The sequence below is a fragment of the Amycolatopsis minnesotensis genome, from assembly GCF_039529815.1.
Taxonomy (GTDB): domain Bacteria; phylum Actinomycetota; class Actinomycetes; order Mycobacteriales; family Pseudonocardiaceae; genus Amycolatopsis; species Amycolatopsis minnesotensis.
The window spans coordinates 341,407-367,287 of sequence record NZ_BAAANN010000001.1 but is presented as its reverse complement, the minus strand read 5'-3'; the positions used below and the strand labels follow the sequence as shown (position 1 = coordinate 367,287).

The 25,881-nt window shown below is 70.9% G+C and carries 20 protein-coding genes; 8 read left to right on the top strand and 12 right to left on the bottom strand.

Annotated elements, in window-relative coordinates:
• Positions 1 to 18: 18 nt before the first annotated feature.
• Entirely contained in the window at positions 19 to 789 is a 771-nt protein-coding gene (locus tag ABD256_RS01495) for a helix-turn-helix domain-containing protein (protein ID WP_344412474.1), read from the top strand.
• 14 nt (positions 790 to 803) lie between these two features.
• Positions 804 to 1,292, top strand: coding sequence for a GNAT family N-acetyltransferase (locus ABD256_RS01490; protein WP_344412472.1), 489 nt, complete (start codon positions 804 to 806; stop codon positions 1,290 to 1,292).
• 3 nt (positions 1,293 to 1,295) lie between these two features.
• Here ABD256_RS01490 and ABD256_RS01485 read toward each other — a convergent pair whose 3' ends face one another.
• On the bottom strand, positions 1,296 to 1,649 hold the full coding sequence (locus ABD256_RS01485; RefSeq protein WP_344412470.1) for a nucleotide pyrophosphohydrolase: 354 nt from the start codon (positions 1,647 to 1,649) through the stop codon (positions 1,296 to 1,298).
• A gap of 129 nt (positions 1,650 to 1,778) precedes the next feature.
• Here ABD256_RS01485 and ABD256_RS01480 point away from each other — a divergent pair, with 129 nt between their 5' ends.
• A complete protein-coding gene (locus ABD256_RS01480) occupies positions 1,779 to 2,699 on the top strand; it encodes a hypothetical protein (RefSeq protein ID WP_344412468.1) in 921 nt (306 codons plus the stop codon).
• A gap of 597 nt (positions 2,700 to 3,296) precedes the next feature.
• On the opposite strand, the gene ABD256_RS01475 is transcribed toward ABD256_RS01480, so the two are convergent.
• The 6 genes from ABD256_RS01475 to asnB form a co-directional block, all read right to left on the bottom strand.
• A complete protein-coding gene (locus tag ABD256_RS01475) occupies positions 3,297 to 4,523 on the bottom strand; it encodes a cytochrome P450 (protein ID WP_344412466.1) in 1,227 nt (408 codons plus the stop codon).
• Positions 4,511 to 6,805, bottom strand: a complete 2,295-nt coding sequence (locus ABD256_RS01470; RefSeq protein WP_344412464.1) for a KR domain-containing protein — start codon at positions 6,803 to 6,805, stop codon at positions 4,511 to 4,513. Before ABD256_RS01470 ends, ABD256_RS01475 begins: the two co-directional genes overlap by 13 nt.
• On the bottom strand, positions 6,802 to 8,133 hold the full coding sequence (locus ABD256_RS01465; RefSeq protein ID WP_344412462.1) for a cytochrome P450: 1,332 nt from the start codon (positions 8,131 to 8,133) through the stop codon (positions 6,802 to 6,804). The genes ABD256_RS01470 and ABD256_RS01465 overlap by 4 nt, the downstream gene beginning before the upstream one ends.
• A complete protein-coding gene (locus ABD256_RS01460) occupies positions 8,130 to 13,868 on the bottom strand; it encodes an SDR family oxidoreductase (RefSeq protein WP_344412460.1) in 5,739 nt (1,912 codons plus the stop codon). Before ABD256_RS01460 ends, ABD256_RS01465 begins: the two co-directional genes overlap by 4 nt.
• Positions 13,861 to 15,282, bottom strand: coding sequence for an acyltransferase domain-containing protein (locus ABD256_RS01455; protein ID WP_344412458.1), 1,422 nt, complete (start codon positions 15,280 to 15,282; stop codon positions 13,861 to 13,863). The genes ABD256_RS01460 and ABD256_RS01455 overlap by 8 nt, the downstream gene beginning before the upstream one ends.
• A gap of 85 nt (positions 15,283 to 15,367) precedes the next feature.
• Positions 15,368 to 17,239 (bottom strand): asparagine synthase (glutamine-hydrolyzing), encoded by a 1,872-nt coding sequence (gene asnB, locus ABD256_RS01450; RefSeq protein ID WP_344412456.1) that lies wholly within the window; start codon positions 17,237 to 17,239, stop codon positions 15,368 to 15,370.
• A 153-nt stretch (positions 17,240 to 17,392) separates the two neighbouring features.
• On the opposite strand from asnB, the gene ABD256_RS01445 reads away from it, so the two are divergent.
• On the top strand, positions 17,393 to 18,265 hold the full coding sequence (locus ABD256_RS01445; protein WP_344412454.1) for a thioesterase family protein: 873 nt from the start codon (positions 17,393 to 17,395) through the stop codon (positions 18,263 to 18,265).
• Here ABD256_RS01445 and ABD256_RS01440 read toward each other — a convergent pair whose 3' ends face one another.
• Genes ABD256_RS01440 through ABD256_RS01425 form a run of 4 tightly spaced genes read right to left on the bottom strand, consistent with a single transcriptional unit; the run spans position 18,266 to position 20,823 of the window.
• A complete protein-coding gene (locus ABD256_RS01440) occupies positions 18,266 to 19,279 on the bottom strand; it encodes a lactonase family protein (RefSeq protein ID WP_344412452.1) in 1,014 nt (337 codons plus the stop codon). It abuts the gene before it with no gap.
• 21 nt (positions 19,280 to 19,300) lie between these two features.
• Positions 19,301 to 19,654, bottom strand: coding sequence for a VOC family protein (locus ABD256_RS01435; protein ID WP_344412450.1), 354 nt, complete (start codon positions 19,652 to 19,654; stop codon positions 19,301 to 19,303).
• Between the two features lie 36 nt (positions 19,655 to 19,690).
• Positions 19,691 to 20,110, bottom strand: a complete 420-nt coding sequence (locus ABD256_RS01430; protein WP_344412446.1) for a Rid family hydrolase — start codon at positions 20,108 to 20,110, stop codon at positions 19,691 to 19,693.
• A 38-nt stretch (positions 20,111 to 20,148) separates the two neighbouring features.
• A complete protein-coding gene (locus tag ABD256_RS01425; protein ID WP_344412444.1) occupies positions 20,149 to 20,823 on the bottom strand; it encodes an HD domain-containing protein in 675 nt (224 codons plus the stop codon).
• Positions 20,824 to 20,893: 70 nt separating this feature from the next.
• On the opposite strand from ABD256_RS01425, the gene ABD256_RS01420 reads away from it, so the two are divergent.
• The 4 genes from ABD256_RS01420 (at position 20,894) to ABD256_RS01405 (ending at position 24,434) form a co-directional block, all read left to right on the top strand.
• Positions 20,894 to 21,826 carry a GlxA family transcriptional regulator gene (locus tag ABD256_RS01420; protein ID WP_344412442.1) on the top strand — a complete coding sequence of 311 codons (933 nt, stop codon included), beginning with the start codon at positions 20,894 to 20,896 and terminating at the stop codon, positions 21,824 to 21,826.
• A gap of 136 nt (positions 21,827 to 21,962) precedes the next feature.
• The gene (locus ABD256_RS01415; protein WP_344412440.1) at positions 21,963 to 22,286 is read left to right on the top strand and encodes a YciI family protein; all 324 of its coding nucleotides are present in this window, start codon (positions 21,963 to 21,965) and stop codon (positions 22,284 to 22,286) included.
• Positions 22,283 to 23,518 carry an RNA polymerase sigma factor gene (locus ABD256_RS01410; RefSeq protein WP_344412437.1) on the top strand — a complete coding sequence of 412 codons (1,236 nt, stop codon included), beginning with the start codon at positions 22,283 to 22,285 and terminating at the stop codon, positions 23,516 to 23,518. Before ABD256_RS01415 ends, ABD256_RS01410 begins: the two co-directional genes overlap by 4 nt.
• 10 nt (positions 23,519 to 23,528) lie before the next feature.
• Positions 23,529 to 24,434: a hypothetical protein gene (locus ABD256_RS01405; protein WP_344412435.1), complete on the top strand. Its 906-nt coding sequence runs from the start codon at positions 23,529 to 23,531 to the stop codon at positions 24,432 to 24,434.
• Positions 24,435 to 24,557: 123 nt separating this feature from the next.
• Here ABD256_RS01405 and ABD256_RS01400 read toward each other — a convergent pair whose 3' ends face one another.
• Positions 24,558 to 25,844, bottom strand: coding sequence for an ROK family protein (locus tag ABD256_RS01400; RefSeq protein WP_344412433.1), 1,287 nt, complete (start codon positions 25,842 to 25,844; stop codon positions 24,558 to 24,560).
• Positions 25,845 to 25,881: the final 37 nt, after the last annotated feature.

Genomic DNA, 25,881 nt, shown 5'->3' with positions numbered 1-25,881 from the left:
AACGGGATGATGTCCGGTGTGGACGGATCCTCGCTTCCGGAAAACGGCTACGCCGATGCCACGTTGTGGCTGCGACCCGGCCATGCCGTCTACACGGGACCGTCGTTGCGGCTCGACCCGCATTCCGGTTCGGTCGCCTGCCTGGCGGTCGGCCTGGACGGCTCCTTCACCGTGCACCGCGACGGGCATCCGGAGGTGCTCGCGCGCAGCGCGCTCATCGCGCCGCGCGTGCGGCACCGGCTGGTGGCGGCCGGGGAGCGCATGCTCTTCTGCTACCTGGATCCCAGTTCGACGCGGCGGCCGGCCTGCGAGTGGCGGATGACCGGCGGCGATGCGGGTGTTCGCGTGCATCATCGCGACGAAGCGGAACTGGTCGCGCGGGCCGAAGCGGGCGGAGACCTCGGTGCCTGGCTGGACCTCGCCGCGCCGATGTCGTCCACCGCGGGCGATCCGCGGATCAGCGACGCGGCCGCCGTGCTCCGGAAACAGGCGCACCGCATGGTGTCGGCCGGTGAGCTCGCGGCCGCCTGCGGCCTGTCCACCTCGCGGTTCCGGCACCTGTTCCGGGACGAGACGGGCACCAGCTTCCGGCGCTACCGGCTGTGGGCCAGGATGCTGACGGCCGCGGACCTGATCGCCGGGGGCAGTGACCTCACCACGGCGGCGACGGAAGCGGGTTTCGCCACGCCGTCGCATTTCAGCGACGCGTTCCACGGCATGTTCGGGCTGCCGCCGAGCAGGCTGCTCGGCGGGCGCGTCACGTTCGCTTGCGGTCCCGGACACTCCTGAGTAGACAGTCGGAGGTGGGAATCGATGAGAAGGGCCCGTTCGCGGGCGCGCACTTGAGCCTGGCCACGCCGGAGGACTGCGCGGAGCTGCTCGTGTTGCAGCGGTGCTGCTGGATGCAGGAAGCATTGGTGAACGACACGCTCGACATTCCAGCGCTGCACGAAAGCCTCGAAGACGTGCGGGAGTGGACGAAGACCTGGTCGACCTGGGTCGTGCGGCTGGGTCCCCGGTTGATCGCGGCGGTGCGGGGCACCCTCGAAGGCGAGGAGTGGGAGATCGGCAGGCTGATGGTGGCACCCGACCTGGCGGGCCGCGGCCTCGGCAGGTGGTTGCTCGCCCACGCCGAACGCGAGGCGCCCGCGGCAGCCCGCCGGTACTCGCTTTTCACCGGTGTCCGAAGTGCACGCAACATCGCGATGTACGAGCGGGCGGGCTACCGGCCCACCACTGCGCCAGGGGCCGTCCGCGGTGCCGTGTACCTCGTCAAGGAGCGCGCGAACTGAGCCTCAGTCCAACTCGTCGTACTTGCGTGCGCTGCCCTTGGCCAGACGCACCGGGTACTTCGCCTCGTTCACCTCGATCTTGGCGGCGAGCGCCGCGATGACGTCCACGTCGAGCACGTCCGCCAGGCGCAGGAGATAGGCCAGCACATCGGCGATCTCGTGGCGCACGCGTTCCGCGGTGTCCGGGTCGGTCATGATGCGGGCGGACTCGTCCGGGGTGCGCCATTGGAACAGCTCGGCCAGCTCACCCGCCTCGCCGGTCAACGCCATCACCAGGTTCTTCGGGTTGTGGAACTGGTGCCAGTCGCGCGCGTCGGCGAACGCGCGCAGCCGGGCGGTCAGCTCGTCGAGATCCATGCCGGTGACCCTATGCCCGGCCCTGCTCCGCCGCGTGCCGGACCCCTTGGCACCGCCCGGTTTCTTTGGCGAACTGCGCATATCCGCGCTGGTAGTTTCCGGCCAGACAGCCGAGGACAAGGAGCACCGATGCGCGGGTACAAATGGCTCGACCGGCGACTCGCCGAACTCGATCCGCACACGCAGTACCACGAGATCGTGCGGTTGTTCGGGGAATACCGGCTCAACGAGTTCCTGCTGAACATCGGCTACACGCTGAGCTTCATGGACGTGTCGATGCCACCGCACGGCGCCAAGGGGCTGGTCGACGGCGGCCGCGCCTCGCTCGACCACCCCCAGCAGCGGTTCGAAGGCAGCCTGTACTTCTTCTGGTCGTGGTACCTCTATCCGGCCGATTCGGACCAGGTGAAGCGGTCGATGCGGCGGCTGAACGGCATCCACGCGGGCGCGGCCAAATCGGCGCCGGGGAGCTTCACCGAGAACATCGACTACGTCCAGGGGATGAGCCTGCTGGCGCTGGTGTTCCACCGCCTGCAGCGGCTGGTCGGGCTCCCCGGCTTCCCGGAACACCTGCGCATCGCCCTGCACAACTGGACGCGCGACCTCAGCGGGCTGCTGACCGCCGAGAACGGCGTGCCGGTGACGGATTTCCCCGCCGACTTCGACGCGATGGCCGCCTCGGCCGACGCCTACGACCAGCACCCGTGGCGCCAGACCGACAACGGGCACGCGGTCAGCGAAGCGTTCATCCAGCAGTTCTGCGACCGCTGGTTCCCGGCCCCGCTGAAGCCGGTGGCGCGCACGATGATGCTCACCGCGATACCGGAGAACGTGCGGCACGTGATGCGGCTCGACGATCCGCACCCGGTCGGCGCGGCGCTGGTGCGGGCGGGCCTGCGGGTGATGTTCACCGTGCAGGCCTGGCTCCCGGACCCCCGCACGCCGATCTACCGGCGCAAGATCGGCAAGCGGGACAGCCCCGCGCTCAGGCGGCTCAAGGAAACCGACGGCCGCTCCGCCGAACCGGCGAAGGCTGCGGCGCGACGCTGACCCCGGTCGCCACGCCCGGTTCCCCGGGCGTGGCGACCGCGATCTCAACGGGCGTCTGAGAACCCGGGGCTATCGGTGGTGCGCGCGTGCGGATCGCGGTGATCCCGACGAGTTCAGTGGCGGCGGCGTGAGGCGCTGTGGTCCCTGAAGGTCACCTTCGGGGCGCTGGACGCCGCGTTCACCACCCTCACAGCAGGCGGTGGGGCTCTGCGCATGCCCTGAAGGTGCCCTTCACGGTCTGAGATTCCCCCAAGGGCCCCTTCAGGGCCTCGCAGGCCCTGAAGGGGCAGTATGAGCCTTTACGAGGGTGGAGTTCGCGGCGCCCAGGTCCCTGAAGGTCACAGTGATGATGTGTGCGCGTCGATTCCGGTGCGATGGGTGGCGGAAACGCGGAGCTGATGGGGGCTTGGTCCGTGAAGGGCGCCTTGAGGGAATCTGACGCCGCGATATCGCCCTTCGCGGCGTGCGGCATGGTGATGCTGATGCCCCGAAGGTTGCCCTTCGGGGCGCAGGCACAGATCACCCACCGTGGAGAGGAGCGTCCTTCGGGGACTTGACCCCCCAGCCTCGACTCCCGCGTGATCCCCGGACGCCTTCTCAGCGGTAGCCGACGGGGAGGAGGTACGGGCCGCGGAACGTGGGCATCGCCGACCGGTGGACCCGGCCGTCGACGAGCAGCCGGGGGTTGGGCACGCGGTCGAGGAAGGTTTGCAGCGCGGTGTCGTGGACGAGCTTGCCGAGCTGGGCACCGAGGCAGAAGTGGATGCCGCGGCCGAACGAGAGGTGCGTGACGTTCTCGCGGTCGGGGTCGAGGCGGTCGGGATCGGGGAAGCGTTCGGGATCCCGGTTGGCGGCGCCGATCCAGACGAAGATCTCGGCGCCGGTGTCGAGGTCGTGGTCGCCGAGCCGGAGCGGTTCGCGCACGCGGCGCTTCGTGAGCTGGACCGAGGCGTCGTAGCGCATCAGTTCGGGGGAGACCGCGGGCACCAGGCCGGGATTCGCGCGGAGCCGCTCGTAGATCTCGGGGCGGCGCAGGAGGTGCAGGAGCGTGCTGCCGATCTGGTGCGCGGTGCTGATCTGCCCCGCGGTGAGCAGGAACGCCAGGTTGGCGTACAGCTCGGTCTCGTCGGCGAACTCGCCGTTGGTGTAGGCGTCGGCGAGGGTCTGCATGAGGTCGTCGTAGCCGCCGCCCCGGCGCTCGGCCACCTGGCCGCGGAAGAACTCCAGGTACTCGTGCACGCTGCCGAGCAGTTTCGGCGTGCGCTCCCTGCTGACCGGGCCGTCGTCGATGAGCAGGCCGAGGCTGAGCATCCACGGGATGTAGTCCTGGTCGCGGGGGATGCCGAGAACGCGGCCGAGACTGGTGGCAGGCAGGGTGAACCCGTAATCGCCCATGGCGTCGAATTCGCCGGTGCCGCCGGAGAGCGCGGCGTCGATCAGGTGGCGCGCGGTCGCGGTGATCCGGTCCTCCATGTCGTGGACCGGTCGCGGCAGGAACGGGCGGTTGAGGTGGCGGCGCAGCCGGGTGTGCTCGGGAGGATCGGCGACGACGACCTGGTCGTCCAGCGCGGCCAGTGCCGTGCGGTGCCCCGGATCGGTGTCGTCGGGCAGGGCGGCGGGGTTCCAGTGCGGCCGTTTGGCGCTGAGGCGGGTGTCCATGAGCGCGCTCATCGCCTCGGCGTACCCGGTGACCATCCAGGCGCCGTCGTCGCCCATGTGCGGGTCCCAGTAGACCGGGTCGGCTTCCCTGATCCGCCGGAACAGCGGGTACGGGTCGTCGGCGCCGGTTTCGGTGTAGATCTGCTTCATGGTCAGCTCGGCCATGCCGCGCTCCTCGGGTCAGGTCGGTGGTCACCTCGGCGCAGCACCAGCGCCACGCGTGAGCTGTGGTCGACCGCGTACCAGGTTTCGCCGGAAGGCGTGCCGAGCAGCCGGGTCGGGTGGGAGTGCTCGGGGTGCACGGCGATTCGCTCGATGCGGAGCGGTCCGGCGGCGTACCCGGCGTAGGCCATGCGGAGGATGTTTTCGAGCGCGGCCACGGGCAGCAGGTGCTCGGGTGCGGGCTCGGCGGTCCAGAGATCGGATGGCGGGCAGTGCGGCAGCGGCGCGGTGACGGTGCCGCAGGCGTGCCGCTGCCACTGCGCACGGGGGATGACGGCGCCCTTCCACCGCACCATCGACGGGGCGGGGAGCACCGGGTTGGCCGCCGTGGCGGGGAAAGCCGGAGCCGCGGTGGCGGGCCTCTCTCCAGTGTGGACGGTGAGGTTCGCGACGGCGGGGCCGTCGCCGTTCCGGATGACGATCTCGACGGTGCCGTCGCGGACGGTGGTGACGCGGTCGAGTTCGATGGCGCCGTCGACGAGCCGGAGCGCGGCGGGGTGGACCTCCACGTCGGTGAGTTCGTGTGGCGGGTCGGGGACGAGCCAGTGGCAGGTGCGGAGCGCGGTTTCGAGGAGGAGCGACACCGGCAGCGCGGGGGAGCCGTCGACGTGGAAGTCGGCGGCGGCGGGCGTGGTGTGGGTGTCGAACCGGATCCGGGACCGGAGGCGCTCGCCGGGTTTCCAGTGCGCGGGGGTGCCGCGGTGGAAGACCTTGGGATGCGCGGCGCCGAACCCCGGCAGCGCGGGGTCGAGCGGGAACTGCCCCGCCTTGGTGACGTCCATGCCGCCCGCGATCGGGCCGAGGTAGACGACTTCGCCGCCGTGGTGGGGCGCGGTGAGTTCGGTGCACCAGTTGCCGAACCCCTCCGCGGGATCCATCGCGGGCATGTACTTGAGCGCCGCGTCGACGTTGGTGGACACGCTCAGGCCGCGCCACAGCGGCCAGCAGACGGTGAAGACCTCGATCCCGGTTTCCCGGCGGGCCCAGAGCCCGAGCCGGGCGAGCGCCTCGTTGGCGGCGGCGTAGTCGAGTTCGCCGACCATGCCGCCGAGCCGTCCGGTGAGCGATCCGCTGTTGCAGAAGAACTTCAGTGCCGGTTTCCGGTCGCGGAGGACCTCGATGAGCCGGAGGAAGCCGGTGGTCTTGACCGCGACCCCCGCCAGGAAATCGGTGTCCGTTTTGGACGGTAGCCGGGCAGGCCGGTCGACACCGGCGAGGTAGACGATGCCGGTGAGGCCGGTGCCGAGTTCGTCGATCAGCGCCGCGGCCTGCGCGGGATCGGTGAGATCGCACGGCCGGTACCGCAGCGGCAGGCCCTCGGCATCGACCGCGCGGAGGTTGGCGTCGAGTTCGCGCAGGTTCTGGAGCTTTCCGATGCGGCGGCGGGTTTCGCGCAGACCGCGCGTGCCCGCGGCGTCGCGGATGAGGTCGTGCCGGTACTGCTCGAACGCGACCGGGTCGAGCCGCAGCCAGTGTTCGGCACCCTCCGGCCGCGCGGCGCGACCGGTGACGGCCACGCGGCAGCCGCGGCGGGCGAGGGTGCGGGCGAGTTCGAACCCGATCCCGGTGCCGCCACCGCACACCAGCACGGTGTCGTCCCCGTCGAGGGCGAAGGCGGGCGCCGGGGCGGGCTCGGCGCGGGGGAGCAGCACCTCGCGGATGCCGTCGCGGTAGCCGATCTCGGCCGGGCCGTCGCGGTAGAGCTCGGCGGCCACGATCCCGGCCAGCCCGGGATGCCCCGGATCGGGGAGGTCGACGACCTTCGCGCTGACGACGGGAAGTTCGCGGTGCAGCGTTTTCGCCAGCCCGGCCCAGATTCCACCGAGCGGCTGGTGGACGCGGTGACCGGAGTAGCCGCACCGGCCGTCCAGATAGGTCACCGCCAGGTACGCCAGCCGCCGGGTGTCGGTCTCCGCGGCCCAGTCCTGGTAGCAGTGCCGCAGCACGGTCAGCGTCCGCACCAGCGCTTCGTCGGCGGCGTTGGCCCGTCCGGGGTCGAACGGCTCGGTCAGGGTGAGGTCCACCACGGCGTCGGGCACCCCCGGATCCCCGTGGTGCCACAGCGTCGCGCCGCCGCCGGTGAGCGCGGCCGACACCGCGTCGACGGCGTGACCCGGCGTGCCGATGACCGCGACCACCCGGCCGGGGACATCGGCCGGGTCGTCCACAGTGGAGGGTGTGGGGTGCCAGACGAACCGCCGCACCGATGGGCTTGGTCCGGTCATGCCTTGGTGGCGCGTTCGATGCGGAGGGGCAGCCCGCCGGCGGGGCGCAGGGACACGAGCCCGACGGGGTGGATGCCGGTTCCCTGCGGGACGGTGAACCGGTACCGCTGGGTGAGCATCGCGACGGTGAGCTGGATTTCCAGGGTGGCGAGATGGTGGCCGATGCACCGCCGCGCACCCCCGCCGAAGGGCAGGTAGGAGTACCGCGCCGGGTTGGCGTGCGCGGGGCAGAACCGCTCCGGGCGAAACTCTTCGGGGGAGTCCCAGGTGTCGGGGTCGCGGTGCGCGGCGTACGGCGGGATGAGCAGGCTGCTGCCCGCCGGGATGTGGTAGCCGCCGATCTCGTCGTCTTCCACGGCGCCGCGCGGGAACGCCCAGATCGGCGGGTGCAGCCGCAACGACTCCTCGACGAGCTGACGCAGGTAGGGCAGGCGTGGCAGGTGTTCGACGGCCGGGGTGTCCCCGCCGAGCACGGAGTCCAGTTCGGACTCCAGTTTCGCGCGCACACCGGGGTCGGCGGCGATCGCGTGCAGCGTCCAGGCCAGGCCGCAGCCGGTGGTTTCGTGCCCGGCCATGAAGTGCGTCTTCAGCTCGGCTCGGATCGCGCGCGCGTCCCACGGTTCCCCGGTGTCCGGTTCGGTCGCCGCCAGCAGCGCGGTGACCAGTGAACCCGGTTCGCCGTCCCCTGCCAGGTGCCGGGCGACGACGTCGTCCATCGCGGCGTTGAGGGTGGCTTGGTGGCGTTTGAGGGTCCGCTGGTATCGGGTGGGGACCCAGCGCGGGAGCATCTGTTCGACCTTGCCGGTGATGATCATCGCCTTGAGCGAGAACCGCACCGCGGGCGTGAGCTCCTCGGCGCGCTCGCGCAGGTCGACGCCGAACAGGGTGCGGCTGAGCACGCCCATCGAAAGCCACATCAGGTCGTCGACGACATCGACGACCTCGCCGTTGGCTGCGGGCTTCGCCCAGCGCTCGACCAGGTCCTCGACGCAGCCGGTGATGATCGGGGCCGCCTGCTCGACCCTCGCCCGCTGGAAGAACGGCTGGCCGAGCTGCTTGCGCTTCTTCCACTCCGCGCCGTCGGTGGTGAGCATGCCGCGGCCCATGAACAGCGAGAACCCCTGGTAGAACCGGCCGCGCCGGTAGTTGTCGGGGTTGTCCTGCAGCACGTGCTTGATCGCGCCGGGATCGGTGAGCTGGTGCACGACGTAGGGTCCGAGCTTGACCCGCACGATCCCGCCGTAGCGCCGCCGCAGATCGGTGATCAGCCCGAGCGAGTCGCTCTTGAACCTCGACATCGCGCCGCCGGGTCCTGGTGCCTCGGTCATTGGTCTGCCCCCTTGGGGTGGAAGGTGCCGGTGGTGGTGTCGATCTGGCCCAGTACGCGCGCGGCGACGTCCTTGACCTGCGCGAGGATCCGGCCGTCCCGGTCGGTCGCGACGAACCGGTTCGCGGCGGGGCCGTCCGCGCCGAACGCGCCCGGTGTCGCGTACAGCTCGACGTCGCCGCCGGCGAGGGCGAGGTCGTTGGCGCGCCGGTACAACTCGATCCGGCGGATCGCGGTCGGGACCGCGACCGGCAGCAGCCCGGCCTGCTCGCGTTCCGGGTGGAGCACGCCCATCCGGACCATGCCGTCCAGCAGCAGCGCGGGCATGCGGAACCGCGACCACACCGCGTCGGCGGGCGCCAACGGCGGGGCGAAGCGGGCGCGGGCGCCACGAGGGTGCGTGCGGGTGCCCTCGGTGCAGGCGAACGGCCCGGTGAGGCGCACCGGCGAACCCGGAAGGTGGTAGGGATCCGGTACCGGGCGCTCACCGGGATCGGGGGCCCACTCGTCCCATCGGGGCGTGGTGAACTCGGGTGCGAGCAGGACGCGGCAGGTGAAGTGCGGCTTGTCGCGCGCGGCGACCACGCCGTTGACGACGATGTCGGAGGTGATCCGCACTTCCACCGTCGTGAGGTCGTCGGTGGCGTCGAGAACGGTGGCGTGGATCCGTTTCGGTGGCGACGAGAGGTCGCCGCGGACCTGGATGAAGCGCTCGAAGGTCAGGTCGGTGAACCCGATCACCTCCAGCCCTTGCCGGAGCGAGAGCGCGGCTTCCGCGGCGATCTCGGTGACGAACAGGCCGGGCAGCGTCGCGTGTCCCCGGACGGTGTGGCCGTCCAGGAACGCGTCGGTTTCGGTGTCCATCGGACACTCGAAGACCGCGGTGTCCTCGTCATGGGAGACGGTGCGCCGGAGGTAGAAGTCCGTGGTGTCCGGTGTGGACAGATAACCGGGGTAGAAGTGTCCGACGGTGCGGTGCTCGGCGTCGCCGAGGTGCACCAAGTGCGGGACCCGGTCGGGGGCGTGCAGTTCGCGGACGAAGTGGTGGATCCCCTCGGCCACGGCCATCGCGGAGTAGGTGTCCTGGCGCTCGTAGTAGGAGCTGACCAGGCCGCCCGCGCCCATTCCGGTGCCGCCCCACAGGGTCCAGCCGATGGTGACCTCGTCGGCGCCCCGCGCGCGGACCGCGAACTCGGCCGCGGTGGCGAGGAAGTCGTTGCCCGCCGCGTAGTCGGCCTCCCCGACCTGACCGAAGAAGCCCAGCAGGGAGCCGAAACTGCACCACGTCCCGACCGGGACACCGGCGAGCGCGCGCTTGAGGTTGCGATGCGACCGCAGCTTGAGGTCGCGCACCCCGCGGAACTCGCCGAAGTCCTTGCGCGCCAGCACCGCGGAGTTGTTCCGGCCCGCCGCGTTGACGAGCAGGTCGATCCGCGGCTCGTGGATCTCCCGCACCGCGCGGTCGACCGCGAGCGGGTCGGTGACGTCGCAGGCGAGGTAGCGCACCCGGCTGGTTCCGCAGGCCGCCGCCATCGCGTCCAGGTTCGCCCGCGCCGCCCGCGCGTCGACCATCCTGTTGTACTCGCGGTCGAGTTTCGCGACGGTCGTACCGGGACGTTCTCGCAACTGCTGGCGCAGCCAGTCCTTTCGCCCGGCCGCGAACTGTTCGTCGCCGCCGTCGAAGACCGAATCGGGATAGCTGTCGAGGGGATTGCTGCCCAGCACGTACACCTTCGGCCGGAACTCGGCGGCGAGCGCCTTGAGCAGCTCGGCGGTGATGCCGCGAGCGCCGCCGACGGCCAGCACCACCGACTCCGCCGTGAGCCGGGGCGTGGCCGGTTTCGCGAGCGCGACCGGCCGTTCGACCAGTTCGCGGACATGTCGGCGCCCGGCGAGGTCGTAGACCACCGGGAAGGTCCGTGGGATAGCGCTTTCCCGTTCTGCCGCCAGCATTCCCGTACGGGCGTCACGCGTGTCGGACACCACGGCGAACCGGTCGGTCTCGGGCGATTCCAGGTGCGCCGCCTTCATCAGCCCGGTGAACAGGCCGGTGCAGGGATGGGTGATCCCGTCGGTCAGGCCGCCGAGCAGCACCGCGATCACGGAAGCTTCGTCGGAGCGCTGCAGCGTAAGGAACAGCAGGTCGTGCAGGGCCGTCACGGACGGCGTGTCCTCGGCGAGGCAGGTCTCGGCCGGTGCGGACGCGGCGAGATCGAGCACGACGCGCACGTCGCCGGGCCGGCGGTCGCCGAGCACCGCGCGAACCTCCTCGGGCCCCGGCTCCGGCAGGTGGTGCCAGCCGGGGCGCGCCACCATTTCCGGCGCACAGCACAGCACCAGCGCGTTGTCGGGCAGCGGACCCAGCGCGTCCACGGTCTCGGCCCGGTCGGTCAGCACCACGACACCGGAGGGCAGGAACGGGCGCCCGTCGCTCGACGGCGTGGCCGGTGCGGGCACCAGTTCGGGCACGTGCCGCCGCACCTGGCACCGGTGGTCCGGTGCGTACGACCCGGCGTCGGCGAACCGCGCGTCGAGCGTGCCCGGTTCGTCCACTGTGGAGCGCGGGATGGTCAGGTCGAGCCGTGCCACCGGGGTGTCCGGCTCGGCGTGGCACACGATCGCGGACCGGCCGTCACCGGTGAGCAGTTCGCGCAACACGGCCAGTCCGCCCGCGGCGCCGAGGTAGCGCGCTGTCGCCGGGGCGTCGATCCCGCATTCGGCGGCGCCTTCCCCCGGCTCCGCGCCATCGTCGATCCAAGCCAGCACCGGCATGCCCTCGGCGATCGCGACGTCCTCCGTGGTCAGCGCGAACAGGAAGGCGGCGTCGGCAGGCGCCTCGCCGTCGAGCAGCCCGGCGAGCATGGGCCGCAGTTCCGGCAGGTCGTTGCCGTTGATCCCGCCGGCGAAGGCCAGGTCGATGTCACCGGCGCGCAGGTACTGGCACGCGGTGTCGAACGCGGACAGCGTGGACGCCAGCCCGGCGTCCAGGGTGAGGTTGGGGCCGTGCAGGTCGAAGTAGTTGGCCACCCTCGCCGAGATGATGTTCGGCATGATCCCGGAGAACGAGTCCTCATTGGACGGAGGAACCAGGTTGCGGGCCTGTTCGCGCAGTCCGTGCAGGAGTTTCGGCAGCAGCGGGGATTCGGCGAGCGCCGGTGCCCCGGTCAGCGCCGCGTCGACGTCGTCGAGGTAGCAGCGGTTGGCGTAGAGCATGCCGGCCCGGGTGGGCCCGAGGTTGCCGACGAACACGCCCGCGCGGTCCGAATAGGTGGTCCAGGCGTCGCCGAGCCGCTCGCGGAGCTGGTGCCCGCACTCCAGGATCATCAGCTGGCAGCGGTCCACGGTGCGCACCGTCGCCGGTGGCAGCCGCACGCGTTCGAACGGGGGAGTCGGGTACTTCTCGCCGAACGTCTCGGCAGGGGCCTTGCCGTGCCCGCGTATCCACGCCTCGACCTCGCCCGGGCCCGCCAGGCCGGGCAGGTGGGCCGCCCACGCCACGATCGCGATCCGCTCCCGTTTTGCCGCCGGGGCGGGAAGTGCCTTCGCCGCAACGGGATCGGAGACGAGGAGGTGGGCGTTGGTGCCGCCGAATCCGAACCCGGTCACCGCCACCGTGCGCGCCCGGTCCTGCCGCGGGGGCAGCGGCTGCGCCGTGGTGGGGATGCGCAGGCGGGACTGTTCGGCGGGGAAGTCGGCAGGCGGCGCGGTGAACCGGAACTGCGGTGGCACGGTGGCGTGGCGGAGGCCGAGCGTCGCTTCGATGAGCGACACCACGCCCGCGGCCCAGCCGGTGTGCCCGATCAGCGACTTGTTCGAGGTCACCGGGATCTCCGACGCGCCGTAGTGCTCGTGCACGGTGTTCAGCTCGGCCATGTCCCCGGCCGGGGTGCCCGTCGCGTGCGCGATGATCCAGTCGACCGGCCGCGCGGGATCGTCGGCGCGCGCCCTCGCGATCGCGCGCGCCTGTCCCGCGGGATTCGGCGCGTAGATCGCCTTGCCCCTGCCATCGGACGAGGTACCGGTGCTGCTCAGCACGCCGAGGACCTCGTCACCGTCCGCGCGGGCCTTGCTCAGCCGCTTGAGCACCACCACCGCGGCACCGTCGGCGAAGACCACGCCGTCGGCGTCGCGGTCGAGGGAGCGCACCTCGCCGCGCTTGGACAGCCCGTGCAGCTTGGAGAACAGCACGGTGCCGCGCGGGCCGAGCGCGAACGCGCCACCGCACACGGCCACGTCGGTCGCACCGCCGAGCAGCGCCTTGGCGCCGATGTCCACCGCGTAGAGCGAGGACGAGCACGCCGTGTCCACCATCTGCACCGCGGTGTCCGGCGGCAGCACGCCCTCGATCGCCAGCCTGCCGACGCGATGCGGCAGGAACTGGGAGGTGTCCTCCCCGGCACGGAGCCGGTAGCGGTCGTGCAGCGCACGCTCGACCTCGCCCCGCAGGCCCGCGCCCCCGGCCGGGTCCAGCTCGTCCAGTATCGCGCCGGTCTTGTCCAGCGTCGCCGAGACGACCCCGGCCTCTTCGAGGTGCTGGTTGCCGTCCGGCGTGTAACCGATCACGCACCGGAAGCGGTCCGACGGCTGGGTCGCCACGCCCCGCATCGCCTGCACCACGCTGTGCCGGAGCCACGACGTCGTGAACTCCCCTTCGGCAGGCAGTTCCGCGCCTTCGGTGGGGCGGAAGCCGGTGATGAACACGCAGCGGTCCTGATAGGACTTGTCCTCGGCGCTGTCGTCCTCGGAGTGGAACGAGGCCTGGCTCCAGCGGTCCGCCGGCACCGGCACGAACAGCTCGGCACCGGCGAGCCGCAGGTCCCAGAACTCCTCCGGGCTGTTCGCGCCAGCCACCGCCATGCCCATCCCGACGATCGCCACCGCGTCCGCCACTGGATCGTCCTCTTCGGGCACATCCTCGGGCACATCCTCGGGCACATCGGACGGGAGTTCCGCACCGTGTTCGCTTGCGGGCGGGGCCAGCAGCGGAACGCCCAGCGACAGCCCGCCGTCGGCGAGGAGCACCTGCCCGGTGACCCATCGCGCGTCGTCGCCGGCGAGGAACGCGACCAGGGCCGCGAACTCCTCCGGCGTGCCGAGCCGCCCGAGCGGGGTGGCCGCGCCGATCGCCGCCTGCATCCGCGCCGCGTCGGGAAAGGCGTCGGCGACTTCGCTGACGAGCATCGCCGCGGACGCGGTGTTGACCCGGATGCCGTCGCCCGCGTACCTCGCGGCGAGATAGCGGGTCAGCGTCTCCATCGCCGCCTTCGCCGGGGCGCAGGCCAGGTAGTTGGCCATCACGAACCGGGAGCCGCCCAGCGCGGACACGTTCACGATCGCGCCGCCGCCGGACATCAGCTCCGCCGCGGCGCGCGAGCACCGCAGCGCGCCCTTGACGTTGGTGTCCCAGCCCGCGTCGAGCTGGTCGTCGGTGACTTCGTCGTCGGGTACCAAGGCGCCGGAGGCCGCACCGTTGACCAGGATGTCGAGCCGCCCGTGCCGCCGCGCGATCTCGGCGAACATCCGCTCGACCTGCTCGGGGCGCGCCACCGAGGCGCGGAAGATCTCGGCGCTGCCGAGGGTCCTCAGCTCGGTCTCGGTGCGCTTCGCCTCGGCGTGGGAGTGGAAGTAGTTGACCACCACGTGCGCGCCGCGTGCGGCCAGCTCGGCGGCGATCGCCTTGCCGACCCCGTGCGCGCCACCGGTGACGAGTGCGACCTTGCCGGTCAGCTCAGACATCCGCCGACTCCCGATCGGCCAGCCTTCGCACGGTGTGCCCGATGACCTTGCCCATCGTGTCGTACTCCGTCAGCCGGAACCCCGAGCCCTGCAACTGCAGGCCGTACTCCTCGGACACCCTCGTCAGCAGCTCGATCTGCTTGACCGAATCGATCCCCAGCTCCGCCTCGAGCTCCACCTCGTCGGTGAACACCTCGACCGGGTACTCCAGCGCTTCGGCGTACAGCTCCCGCAGCTGGCCCGCGACCTCGTCGTGGCCGATCCGCGGCGGCGCGTCCTCGGCGACGACCGCGCCAGCGGGCAGGTCCGCGAACAGCCCGCTGCCGTGCTGGTTCGCCAGCTCCTGCCGGACCCTGTTGATGATCTTCGGCCCGTGCACGGACCAGAACGCGTCGAACTCGTCCTCGGCGGGAGCCGGTCCGTCCGCCAGCAGCCCGGCGGCGCGCAGGGTGCCGAGCGCGGGCTCGAGCCCGGCGTCGCCGTCGGGGAGGCAGGCGACGGTGGTGTGCGCCGAACCGTCCAATGTGGCCGATACGGACTTCGACAAGGTCGCCCTGGCACCGCACTCGACGAAGTACCGCGCGCCGCCGGCGTGCACCGCGCGCACCGCGGCGCCGAACTTGACCGGTGCCACGAGATGGCTCGCCAGCAAGGAAGGCATGTCGTCGCCCTCGGTGTAGGCCCGGTCCAGGATCGGTGAGTAGACCGCGACCTCGGGACGCCGCGCCGGGATGCCGCGGATCGCGGAGGTGAGCGCGTCGGCTGCCGCGCGCATCAGGGGCCCGTGGAACGGTGCCGGTGAGTCCAGCCTGGCGAAGGAGACACCGAGTGCCTTTGCCGTCCGCCCGAGCGTGTCCATCGCGTCGGCCGGCCCCGACACGACCGTCTGCCGGTCGTGGTTCTCCACCGCTACGGCCAGGTGCTCGTGCTCCACGACGTCGACGAGCAGCCGCGTCTTGCGGGCGTCCGCGGAGACCGCTGCCATGTACCCGCCGCGCAGGTCGAGCCCGCGCAGGGCATGGACGCGGGCGAACACGATCTTCGCGCCCTCCGCCACGGTGTAGACCCCGGCGGCGACCAGCGCGGCGATCTCACCGAGGCTGTGTCCCATCAGGACAACGGGGCGAAGGCCGCGTTCGCGCAGCACACGGTGCACCGCCACGGCGGTGCCGTAGATGGCGAGCTGGGACACCCACGGCTCGTCGGCGAGCAGCCCGGCCAGCGTCGGCGGTTCGCCCGCGAGCACGACCGCCGACACCGCGCGTCCGGTCTCGGCGAGGGAAACCTCGTCGAGTTCTTCGAAGACGGCTCGGACTTCCTGGTGCCGGGCCGCGGCGGTGGCCAGCGCCACCCCGTCGAATCCGCCCTGACCCGGAAAGAGTGCGACGACACTGGAGCTGCGGTGCTCGACCACGGCGTCCCCCTGTTCTCGAAACCGTAATTGCTCTGACCTGTTCTTGGAGCTAGTCCGCGCCTGGCGGACGGCACGACGGCGACGCTCAAGCGGGCATGCCGACCAGGCGCACGTCGTGCAGCGCCAGCGCGGCGTTGAGCCGCACCACGGGTTCGGTGAAAGCCGATCGTTCGATCATCGAATAGGCCCTCGTGATCGGCTTCGCCAGATGGGCGTCGACCGCGTCGAGATCGAGGAGGCCGAAGGCCGGCGACCCCGGTTCGGCGACGATCTTGCCGAGTTCGGAGTTGATCGCCGTGTCGTACCCGATGTCCTGTGTGGACGGATAGGGCGCCTTGCGGCGCTCGGCGATCGACCGCGGCAGCAGATCGGCGGTCGCCGCGCGGAGCAGGCTCTTTTCCTTGCCGTCGAAGGTTTTCATCGACCACGGTGCGTTGTAGACGTAGTCGACGAGCCGGTGGTCGCAGAACGGCACCCGCACCTCCAGCCCGCTCGCCATGCTCATCCGGTCCTTGCGGTCCAGCATCATCTGCAGCCATCGCGTGATGTGCAGGTGGCTGGAAGTCCGCATCCGCCGTTCCAGCAGATCCTCGCCCGGCAGGTGCTCGACCTGGTGCACGGCGTCGGCGTAGGTGTCCGCGATGTAGGTGCCGAGGTCCAGTGCGGCGGTCAGGTCGCGGTCCAGGAACGCGGTCGCCACCAGTTCGACCGGCGCCGGGCTCATCGCGTGCCACGGGAAAGTGCTGGCCTCGACGGCTTTCGGCTCGTGGAACCACAGGTAGCCACCGAAGACCTCGTCGGCGGCTTCGCCGGAAAGCGCCACCGTCGACGCTTCCCGCACCGCCTGGAACAGCAGGTACAGCGAAGGATCGTGGTCGCCGATGCCGTAGGGCAGGTCCCACGCCCGCCGCACCGCGTCCCGCACACCGGGGTCGACGAGCTTGGTCGTGTCGAGCAGGATTTCGCGGTGGTCGGTGCCCGCGTGCGCGACGAGTTCCGCGGCGAACGGCGAATCGGGCGCCTCGCGGAACTCCTCCGGCCGGAAGTTGTCCGTCTGCCCGGCGAAGTCGACCGAGTAGGTCCGCACCCTGCCCGCGCCCGCCGCGGTCAGGCCGCGTTGCGCGAGCGCGGTGAGCGCGCTGGAGTCCAGCCCGCCGGACAGCAGGGTGCACAACGGCACGTCCGCCACCATCTGGCGCGCCACGATGTCTTCCAGCAGTGCGCGGACATTGGCGACGGTGTCTTCGACGCCGTCGGTGTGCGGGCGGGTTTCCAGTGCCCAGTACCGGTGCTCGCGGATCCCGCCGCGGCTCACCCGGACGATATGCCCCGGCTTGACCTCGAACAGGTTCCGCAACGGCGTCCGCCCCGGAACCCGCGCCGTCGCGAGCGTGTCACGCAGCCCGTCGAGGTCCATTTCGGCCGTGGCCAGCGGATTGGCCAGCACCGCCTTCGCCTCGGACCCGAACAGCGCACCGTGTGCGGTGGGGTAGTAGTAGAGCGGCTTGACCCCGAGCCGGTCCCTGACCAGCACCAGTTCCTCGGACCTGGTGTCCCACAAGGCAAACGCGAACATGCCGTTGAACCGGGCGGCGCACCCCGTGCCCCACTGCAGGTAGGCCCGCAGCACCACCTCGGTGTCGCTCCTGGTCTCGAACCGGTGGCCCAGTGTCTTGAGTTCTTCGCGCAGCTCGGCGAAGTTGTAGACCTCGCCGCTGTAGGTGAGCACCGCGAGCGGGTCGCCGTCCGGTGACCGCTCCGGTGTCCACATCGGCTGGCGGCCGCCCGCGATGTCGATCACGGCGAGCCGCCGGTGTCCCAGCGCGATCTGCCGTCGCACCCAGACACCTTCGTCGTCGGGGCCGCGGTAGGCCATGGTGTCCGTCATTCGCCGCACAGCACCGGTTTCGGCCGTCAGGTCGCGTTCGAAGTCGACCCAGCCGACGATTCCGCACATATGTAGGCCTTTCCTGATGGCGGACCGGGAATGCCGTCCGTCCTCGGTAGGGTCCACGAGCCCTGGCGTTTCGCCTGGAAGAAGTGTTTCAGCGCGGCATATGGCATGGCGCCAGTAGGCGGCGGGCATTCACTTGCACGTCATGGATTTCGGGTGCCCGATGCGATCTACTTGATCTCGCCGCACCCCGCCGACCACGAGAGCGAGAACCCCGTGACCACCGGATCGCACCCACTGCTGCACTCGACCGACGCCACGCGAGTCGAACCGGGACGGTGGGTGGTGACGGTGCCCCGTTCGTGGGGATCGTGGGCAGGCCCGCTCGGCGGTCTGCTCAACGCCGTCGCCGCGCGGGCGGCCGCCGACCTGACGGGACCCGGCGCGACGCCGATGGCCACGCATACCCAGTTCGTGCGGAAGTTCTCCGACGCGCCCGTTTCCTTCACCGCGACGGTCGAGCGCGCCGGGGGCACGACGGAGTTCGTCACGGTGCGGGGAACGCAGGACGAGCAGACCGTGCTGATCAGCTCGGTGGTCTGCGGGCGCCGCGCCGGTGGGTCCGTGGTGCAGCGCGTGCGGGCACCGGTTGTGCCGCCGCCGGAGGAGTGCGAGGAGATCGAGTTCCCGCCCGAACTGGTCCCGTTCGGACAGCGGTTCGAGATCCGGCAGGCCAGTGGCGCCTATCCGATGAGCGGGGTGGCGCACGCGGAGATGGGTGCGTGGCTGCGGCTGCGGCCCGAGGTGCCCACGGACGACCTGATCGCGATCGTGATGATGGACGCGATGCCGCCGGGGTTGTACCCGACGCTCACCGAGCCAGCCGCGATCGTGTCCGCCGAGCTGTCCGTCCACCTGCACCGCGATCTCGCCGTACACCCCGTGGACGGGTTCGTGCTGGCGGTGCAGCGCACAGTGACCGACGGCGACGGCTGGTGCGTCGACGAAGCCGATCTCTGGGACCAGGACGGCGGCCTGCTCGCCCAGTCACGCCAGCAGCGCCGGATTCTCGCACTGAAGGCGGGCTAGTCAGGCCACCGTCAACGGCAGCACGAAGCTGGGGGAGCCGGTCGGGTGGCGTCGCGGCTCGGCCTTGCCCAGCTCGGCCACGGGGAACGCGGTGAGCGCGTCTTCGTCCTGCGCGGCTACGAAACAGTGGCCGCCGTCGAGGGCGAAGTGGCGTGGGCCGGCGCCGCAGGGCTGGTCGGCGACGGGCGTGGCCGGGTCGGTGGTGAACTCGGTGACGCAGTCGGGGCCGCGGCTGGACAGGTACGCCCGTGAGCCGGTGACTTCCAGGTGCGCCACCAGGTTCTCCGTCCCGGACCGCTCCGCCGTCGCGTCCGCCACGTGGATCGTTTCGAACGCGCCGGGGCTCGTTTCCCGCAGTGTCAGCAGTTTCCCGGAGAGCTCGCCCGCGACGTAGGCGAGACCGGTGCCGTCGCGCCGGACGAGCTGGCGAGGACCGGTGCCGGGTGGCAGCGGCGAAACCGCGAGCGGGTCGAGCGCGCCGTCCGGCGACAGGCGGTAGCTCCGGATCTCGTCGGTGCCGAGGTCCACCGCGCTGACGACCCTGCTGTCCGCGGACGGCACCACCATGTGCACGTGTGCCGCCTCCTGCCGATCCGTCCGAGGCCCGCTCCCGGTGTGCCGGACGAGGGCCGTCCGCTCGCCGAGACGACCGTCGGGGCCGAGCGCGAACACCGCCACGCTTCCGCCGGAATAGTTGGCGCACACCAGGAACCGGCCGTCCGGGGTGACCGCGAGCTGACACGGGTGCCCGCCACCGGTGGAGGCGGCATCGAGCGCGGTGAGCCCGCCGTCCGCGTCCACGGCGGCCGAGGAGACCTCGCCGGTCGCCGTTTCGTTCGTGGCGTACAGGATCGGTGCCGTGGGGTGCTTCGCCAGCCACGACGGTGACGTCATCGGCAGCGTCGAGGCGAGCGTGAGCCCGCCCGAGGCGGGATCACGCCGGAAGGCGGAGATACCCGTCCCGTTCCCGTTCGCCTCGGCGGTGTAACAGCCGACGAGCACCAGGTCGGTCATTCGTCTCCTTCGCCGTCGTGATCAGGCGGGCTGCCACAGCTCGATCCGGTTGCCCGCCGGATCGGTGACCCAGCCGAACCGGCCGACCCCCGCCATCTCCTGGGTCTCCTCGGCGACGTCCGCGCCCTTGGCGCGCAACTGCGCGAGCATCGCGGTCAGGTCGCGGACCCGGAAGTTGAGCATGGACTGCTGGGCTCGGGACCCGAAGTAACCGGTCCCGGACTCGAACGCCGCGAACACGGTCGGCCCGGCTTCCTGGCGCCACAGCCCGTTCTCGTCGGCGTCCAGGCCGAGGCAGTCGCGATACCACGCGCCGAGGGCGACCGGGTCGGCGGCTCGCAGGAAGTACCCACCGATGCCGAGCACACGTTCCATGCCGCCATCCTGCCACGACGGCGGGCTCAGGGACTGTCAGGACGCGTCGGGGTAGGCGGCGGTGGCGCGGATTTCGACGAGCAGCCCCTGACTGGCCAGCCCGCTGACGCCGATCAGCGACCAGGTCGGGTGGGGCGGTGTGACCAGGCGCGCCTTGGCACGGGAAAAGCCGGGCAGGTGCTGGTGGATGTCGACGTGGTAGCTGGTCACATCGACGAGCGCGGACAGGTCGAGTCCTTCGAGCCGGAGGATCTCCGCGATGCGCCCGATCGCGATCTCGGTTTGTTCCTCGATGTCTTCGGGGATGGTGCCGTCGGCACGGCGGCCGATCGTGCCGGCGATGAACAGGTGCCCGTGCGAGCGCACGGCGGCGGAGTAGCCGAAGTTCGCGAAAGCGCTGACGGTTTTTCCGAAGACCTCGGAGTCATCGGGAATTTCGACCCTGTGGATGGTCATGGCGGTGTTTTCCCTTCAGTGCGCGTGAAGCGTGGGTTTCAGTTGCCCCAGCGGGACGAGTCGCAGGCGAGCTCCATCCGGGTCCGGCCGTAGGTCTGGCGTTCGTGGAGGAACTCACCGGGGATCGTGTAGCGGGGTGCGTTCTCCGGGTTCTTCGCGGCCTGCGCGACGATCGCGTCGGTGAGTGACCGGATCATCTCCAGCCGCGGGTACACGGCGTGCACGGCTTCGGCTTGCCCGTCGGTGATCGTGTCGAGGTGATCGGCTCCCATCGGGCCGCCGAAATCGAGGGCGACACCTTCGCGGACGAGCACGCACAACGTGCCGCGGCGCTGCGCGATGCCGGACGAGGTGTGCAGGGCGATCGCCTGCCACACCTGATCGGCGTCCGATGTGGACACTCCGCGGCCGGTGAGGAATTCGGCGGCGCGATCGGCGCCCTCGATCTCGAACCGCTGGCGGTGCGGGCCGTCCGGCGCGACACCGAGGTCGTGCATCGCGCACGCGGAGAACAGCAGGTCGTCGTCGTAGTCGCGGCCCGGGGACAGGCCGAGGCGGCCTGCCACCAGCCGGGCGAACAGGTAACTGCGGACGCTGTGGTTGAACACCGACGGCGTCTCCACCGGGCGGATCAGTTCCACCACGGCCTCGGCCAGCGGTGTGCTGGGCAGCGCGATCAGGTCGGTGGTCGCCTCATGGGTAGCTCCGGTCATGGCTTCAGCTTGCCGCAACCATTCTGACCTGGCGATAGGCAATATTGCCCGCTATCGATAGAATATTGCCATGGCGGTTCATCGAATAGCGATCCTGGCGCTGGACGGGGTCATGCCCCTCGACCTGGCGATCCCGGCGCAGATCTTTTCCACTCGGCCGGAGACCCCGTACGAGATGACCGTGTGCGCCTTCGCCGCGAAGGTGCCCACCACCGGGGGCTTCACGGTGGTCGTCGGGGGAGACCTGGAACAGGTGCGCGCCGCCGACACGGTGATCGTGCCGGGGACCGAGCCACCCCGGCGGCAGCCGGAAGCCGTGCTCGCCGCACTGGCCGAGGCGCACCAGCGGGGCACGCGGATGGTGTCGATCTGCACGGGAGCCTTCGCGCTGGGCGCGGCCGGCGTGCTGGACGGTCTGCACGCCACCACCCACTGGCGGTACATCGACGATTTCGAACGCGCTTTTCCCGCGGTGTCAGTGGATCGCGACGTGCTCTACGTCGACGAGGGCGACGTCCTCACCTCGGCAGGGGTGTGCTGCGGCATCGACCTGTGCCTGCACATCGTGCGCCACGACCTCGGCGCGACGGTGGCCAACCGGATCGCCCGGAACCTGGTCGCCGCCCCGCACCGCGAAGGCGGGCAAGCCCAGTACGTGCCCGCACCCGTCCCGGTAGCAGGCGACGCGTCGCTGTCCGGCACTCGCGAATGGGCTCTGCGACGCCTCGGTGAGCAGGTCACACTACGCGAACTCGCCCGGCACGCGGGCCTCTCACAGCGCACTCTGATGCGGCGGTTCACCGAGGAGACCGGTACGACCCCGTTGCAGTGGTTGCTCAACGCCCGTCTCGGCCGGGCACGAGAGCTGCTGGAGACCACCGATCACCCGGTGGACCACGTGGCACGGGACTGCGGACTCGGCACCGCCGCCAACCTGCGACTGCACTTCCGGCGCGTACTGGACACCACCCCCACCGCCTACCGGCGCACCTTCGGGAACTGAAAGCTTTCGAAGAAGTGCGGGAGACGGTGTCGGATCGGGGTGGCGGTGTTCGTGGCAGGGGTGAGGCCGGGCAGCGCACCGAACCACGCTGCCCGGTGGACCACACTGTCTTGACACCACAGGAGATGATCTTCAGATGCGGTACCTGATTTCCGTGCTCCACGACGAACCCGGCCTCGCCACCCCGGAGGAGCACGCCGCGATCGACGTGTTCAACGAGCGGCTCCAGGCCGAGGGCAACTGGGTTTTCGCCGGCGGTCTCGCCGCACCCGAGACGGCCACCGTCGTCGACAACCGGAGCGAGCGGGCGCTGGTCACCGACGGGCCCTTCCTGGAGTCCAAGGAGTACCTCGCCGGCTTCTGGATCATCGAGGCGCCCGACCTCGACTTGGCGCTCAAGCTCGCCGCGGACGGGTCGAAGGCCTGCAACCGCAAGATCGAGGTGCGACCGTTCCGGTGAGCGACGTCGAAGAGGTGATCACGCGGGTCCACCGCGAGGAGTGGGCCCGCGTCGTCGCCACCCTGACCAGACGGTTCGGTGACCTCGACATCGCGGAGGAGGCGGCGGCCGAGGCGTTCGCGACCGCCGTCGAGCGGTGGCCCGGCGACGGTGTGCCGCCCAATCCAGGGGCCTGGCTGACCACCACCGCCAACCGCAAGGCGATCGACCGGATCCGGCGCGAGAACAAGCGCGACGACAAGCACAAGGAGGCTCAGACGGTGTACGCCGACGACCCGCCCGAGCCGGTCGGCGCCATCGACGACGACCGGCTCCGGCTGATCTTCACCTGCTGTCACCCGGCGCTGGCGATGGAATCCCGGCTGGCGCTGACCCTGCGCATGGTCGGCGGCCTGACCGTGCCCGAGATCGCCCGCGCCTTCCTGGTGGCCGAGCCCGCGCTGGGGCAGCGGATCACCCGCGCGAAAGCCAAGATCAAAGCGGCGCGCGTGCCCTATCGCGTGCCGTCCGGCGAGGACCTCCCGGCGCGGGTCTCCGGCGTGCTCGCCGTGCTGTACCTCGTGTTCAACGAGGGCTACCTGGCGACCGGTGCCGGCACCGACCCGGTGCGGCACGACCTGACCGCCGAGGCCATCCGGCTCACCCGCCTGATCCGCGCCCTGTTGCCGGAGGACGGTGAGGTGGCCGGGCTGCTGGCACTGATGCTGCTCATCGAAGCCCGCCGTACCGCCAGGGTCTCGGCCAGCGGCGAACTGGTCGCCCTCGACGAGCAGGACCGCGGCGCATGGGACACGGCACTGATCGCCGAAGGACACCAGCTCGTGCGCCAGCGACTCGCCGCTGCCGCCGCCGGGGTGGCCCCTGGCCGCTACCAGATCCTCGCCGCGATCAACGCGGTGCACACCTCCGCCAGCGACATCCGCGAAACCGAATGGTCGCAGGTCCTCGCCCTCTACGACCAGCTCGTCCGCCTCGACCCGTCCCCGATCATCGCCCTCAACCGGGCCATCGCGGTCGCCGAGCTCGACGGCCCGGAAGTGGCACTGGCGGCCGTCGACCGTCTCGGGGACGAGCTGTCGGGCTATCACGCCTACCACGCCACCCGCGCCGATCTGCTGCGCCGGCTCGGCCGCAGCCAGGAATCCCGCGCTGCCTACGGCAAAGCCATCGAGCTGGCGGGCAACACAGCCGAAACCGCCTACCTGACCCGCCGCCGCGACCAGCAGGGGTGATGATCGCGCCGTGGAACTCGACTGGGGCTACTTCCGTCAGGTGTACGAAGGCTTGCTCGATCACGATGACGGCAGCGGGCGCCGGGGATACCTGAGCGGTCAGCGGCGGACGGCGGCCGACCATTTGGCCGAGTTGGAACCGCTGCGCGAACGGGAGCGAATACCCACCGTCGGGTACACCGGGGACGACGAGCAACCACGGCGGATCAGGAAGCTGTACGGGCTCAGCCGGGTCAGCGACTACCTGATCGAACGGTTCTGCTCGCCGGAAGACCCGCTCGGCGTCACGGGCGGGATCGAGCCCGACGGGCTCGCGCTGCACACGGAGTTCTTCTCCGGCATCGGGCTGACCCCGTTCGACCACGCCGAGGCGTTCTCCCCGTTCCACCACGAGATCTTCGCCGTGGTGCCGGACCCGTCCGCGACGAACGCGACCGTGGAGGAGGTGCTGTGGCCCGGTTTGTGGTTCGGTGACCTGTTGTTCAGCCGGGCCGGTGTGCGGGTACGGGCCCCGCAGCACCTCATCGACGCCACCGCGGCCACGACCTCGACGCTGTACTTCACCTTCCGCCGTCACCTGCGTCCGACCGACGACCTGTCGCACGGCTGGGGTTCGAACTCGCAGTGGCGAACTCACTTCAACCGGTTCTACGCCGACAACGAGGGACTGCACCTCAACTGGGACGGCGAAGTCGACATCGCCGACGACCCTCCGGCACCCCGGGCCGGCCGGCCCGAACACGACGTGGAGCCGCTGGACCAGCGCCGCGAACTGTTGCTGCACCGCTGTTTCGTCCGCTCGCCGCTCCCGGCCGACGAGCATGACCGGTACCCCTACGGCGACCGCCTCAGCCTCACCGCCGCGGAGTGGCCGCTACGCCCGGAGTCCATCGTGCACGTTCCGTGGGCCCGGTAACGCCATCTCACGGCGTCGATTCCCGCGTGCCCGCAGGGCGCCCGAACCCCCAGGAGACGATCCGCGGCTGCCTGTCCGGCGAGCGGCGCTTGTCAAGATGCACGCCGCGTGCGGGTGTTCCGGTCAGCGACCGGTGGGTCTGACCCGTTGCGGATCGCGCAGCAACGGGGCGAAGGCGTGGTCGACCGCGCCGGTGAGCATCGGTTCGGCGAGTTCGCCGGGAACCGGTTGGATGCCCCGGGTGCGGGCAATGAGCGAGCCTCGGTGGATTTCCCGGGGCAGCACGTTCGGCTCGGCCGCCAGCAAGTCGGCGAGGAAGCCGGTCAGTACGATGCGGTCGGGGTCCAGGACGGTGGCCAGCCCCGCGAGTCCGGAGCCGAGAATGCCCGCGGCGCGCCGCCGGGCGCGCCTTGCCCGTGGGGTGGTGCTCTGGAGGGCTTCCCCGGCGGTGGGAACCGCGGCCGCGCGAGCCAGCGCCGTGCCGTCGGCGTAACGTTCCAGACAGCCCCGCGAACCGCACGGGCAGGCCTCGCCGCGGGAGTCGACCATGAGATGTCCGGCTTCCACCGCGTGGCCGCCGCCGGTGAAGAGGGTTCCCGCGTTCATCAAAGCCCCGCCGATGCCCTTGCCGTCGCAGGTGAGTACCAGAGCGTTCGAGGCACCTGCCGCGGCACCGCGTCGATACTCGGCCATCGCGGTGAGATTGCTGTCCCGGTCGAAGTGCAGTGGGAAGTTCGGCAGCAGCGGTGTCATCAGTTGCCCGAACGGCACGTCGGTCCAGCCGTAGCACAGCGAGGAGCGCACGAACCCATCGCTTTCGCGGATGGCGCCGGGTATCGCGACGGTGATGCCCGCGCACACGCGAGCAACACCGTCCTGCCGCCGGATGGCGTGCTCGATCTGTTCGGCGACTATGGCGGCCAGCCGTTCCGGCTCGAAGTCGCGTGCGCTGAGAGGTTGATGGCGCGGTGGTGCGATGGGAGCGCCGATGGTGCCGGTGGCGACTTTCAGGCAGTTCGGTCGCAACACGGCTGCGACGACGAAGGGCGCGGTCGGCGCCGGGATGACCAACGGCGACGGCCGCCCGCGCCCGGAGGCCGCGGTGGTGTCGGCCGTCGTGCGGACCAGTCCCAGCTCGTCGAGTTCGGCGAGGGCGGTACCCATGGCGCTGCGAGCGAGTCCGAGCGCCGAGGTGGCGCTGCTGCGCGACAGCGGCCCGCTGTGGTGCAGCAGCGCTAACAGCCGTGCCGCGGCCGTGCGAGGCGCGGTGTCGTGGGCGTCGGGCAGCGCGGTCGAGTGCGGTGGTGCCTTGCGGCGCGTCACGTGCAGGGCCTCGACCTGACTCGCCCCCTCCTCGGCGGCCGCCGCTCTCACGGTATCGACCTGCCCCGGGTCCGACCGCTCCGTCACATTGCCCCTTTCCTCCGGCTCGCCCCCATCCTATTAT